The sequence below is a fragment of the Neisseria sp. GT4A_CT1 genome (genome assembly GCF_000227275.1).
Taxonomy (GTDB): domain Bacteria; phylum Pseudomonadota; class Gammaproteobacteria; order Burkholderiales; family Neisseriaceae; genus Neisseria.
The window spans coordinates 1-2,389 of the sequence record NZ_JH164975.1 but is presented as its reverse complement, the minus strand read 5'-3'; the positions used below and the strand labels follow the sequence as shown (position 1 = coordinate 2,389).

The following is a 2,389-nucleotide window of genomic DNA, read 5'->3' as shown; positions in this document are numbered from 1 at the left end:
CGAAATGGTAAAGGAAATGCTCGAAAAAGCCGCACCCCGGCTGACTGGCGAAGGAACGATGCTTCATTCGGACCAAGGTGTGCTGTACCGTACGGCGGGATATAGGGAATTGCTTGCGGAGCATTCCATGGTTCAAAGCATGTCGCGAAAGGCGAACTGTTGGGACAATGCGCCGATGGAAAGCTTCTTTGCGGTGTTGAAGACGGAGTGTTTCTATAACGCAGGTGAATTGACGGTAGATGAATTGATGAAGCAGATAGATGACTATATGGATTACTACAACCGGGAGCGTTGCAGTTTGAAATTGAAAAAGCTGAGTCCTGTCGCATACAGAACCCAGCTTGCACAGAGCGCCTGAATAGGCTTTTATGAGTGTCCAAGATTTGGGGGCCAGTTCAAGTTTTCAGACGACCTTCTTTCGTCCCAAATCTATTCAACCATCACTTTCAGAAACCATCCATACGACATTTTTGCCACTTGTCATTAATCATTTGTCTTGCCTGCCTTTTTGATTTATGTTTAAACTTTCATCATAAATCATCCAGATCGCCATGACTGCCCGCCAATCCTACCACCTCACCTTCGCCCGTTTCTCCCCCTCCCTCTCCGTCAAATCCTTCACCGCCTCCGAAGCCGCCAACACCGCCTACCGCGTCGAAATCACCGCCACTTCCACCGATTCCTCCCTGCCACTGTCTTCCTACCTCAACCAGCGCGCAGCATTTGAAATCCGTCCGCAGGAGGCCGTATTGTCCGAAGTCGCCGCCGCTTTTTCAGCCGGTTCGGACGAATCTCCGGCGAAACAATGGCAGGGCATTATCACCTCATGCGAGAAGCTGTCCGTATCCAAGGATGAAACCGTTTACCGCTTTGTTTTAGAGCCGCGTTTCGCGGCTTTAAAACATTTCCAATCCTCCCGACTGTTTCAAAACCAAACCGTCCCCGACATCGTTGCCGCCGTCTTTAAGCATCACGGCTTCTCCGGTGTGGACTACCGTTTCCAAAAAAGCCGCAGCTATACCGTACGCGAGTATGTGACCCAGTATCTCGAAAGCGACTTTGCCTTTATCAACCGTCTGTGTGAGGAAGAAGGCATTTGGTATGCCTTCGAACAGCATGAACAACATGGCGATGTGGTCGTCTTCGGCGACAGTCCCGAACACTACTTCCGCGACCCAAGCCTGCCCGTTTCCTACCGCCCCCATGCCGGACTGGAAAGCGTCGGTACCGAAGCACTGTTCAACCTCAGCATCCGCCACAACCCCATCGTCGAAGGCATACGCAGTGCCGACTACAACTACCGCAGTGCCGATACCGACCTCTTTGCCGAAACCGACAACAAACAATCCGAAGAATCTGCCGACAACACCGTCTTATTGGGCAAACAGCAAAACTGGGGGCTCCATCCCAAAACCCCCGACGAAGCCAAAGTTCAGACGACCCTGTTGAACGAAGCCGTCCTCTGCCGCCAAACCGTCGCCAACGGCAGCGGCAACGTCGTCTCTATGGCACCGATGAAAGTGTTCCAAACCGATACCGCCTTCCCCGAAGCACCCGACGGCTGGCTGGTACTCAGCATGGAACACAGCGGCAGCCGCGATACCGCCTACAGCCACACCTTTGCCGCCATACCCGCCCAACTCGCCTTCCGTCCCGAACGCACCACCCAGCGTCCGCATATCGCCGGCACACTGCCCGCACGGGTGACCGCGGCAGAGAACTGCACCTACGCCTACATCGACGACATGGGGCGCTACCGCGTCAAACTCCCGTTTGATTTGGACGAATGGAGTCCCGGCGGAGAAAGCCGTCCCGTCCGACTCGCCAAACCCTATGCCGGTCCCGAATACGGCATCCACTTCCCCCTGCACGAAGGCACCGAAGTCATGCTGTCCTTCGTCCAAGGCAACCCCGACCGCCCGTATATCTCCGGCGTCATGCACGACAGCGCCCATCCCGACCACATCCCTGCCGATTGGAACACAAGGAACGTCATCCGTACCTGGGCGAACAACAAACTCAGGATGGAAGACCAAAAAGGTCAGGAACACATCAAACTCGCCACCGACTACCAAAAATCCCAACTCAACCTCGGCCACATCGTCGACTCAAGTCGGGAAAAACGCGGAGAGAACGGCGAAGGCTTCGAACTCAGAACCGACGGCTGGGGCGCAGTACGGGCGGGGAAAGGCATACTCGTCAGCGCACAAAACCAAGACGCCAACGGCAAAGTGCTGGATATGGACGATGCCATTTCCCAACTCGAACAGGCACTCTCTCTCGCCAAAAGCCTGAACAAAGCCGCCCAAACCGCCAACAACCACCACACCGATGAAGAAACCCAAAGGGGTCGTCTGAAAGACGCCCTCAAAGACCTGAAAGAGGCAGG

At 54.8% G+C, this 2,389-nt stretch carries 2 protein-coding genes; both read left to right on the top strand.

The window, feature by feature from the left end:
• Positions 1 to 358 (top strand): IS3 family transposase (locus HMPREF1028_RS12715; RefSeq protein ID WP_009313169.1); only part of this gene is annotated, 358 nt, incomplete at its 5' end.
• Between the two features lie 193 nt (positions 359 to 551).
• Positions 552 to 2,389, top strand: a 1,838-nt coding sequence (gene vgrG, locus HMPREF1028_RS12710; protein WP_009313168.1) for a type VI secretion system tip protein VgrG, incomplete at its 3' end; no start/stop codon positions are given.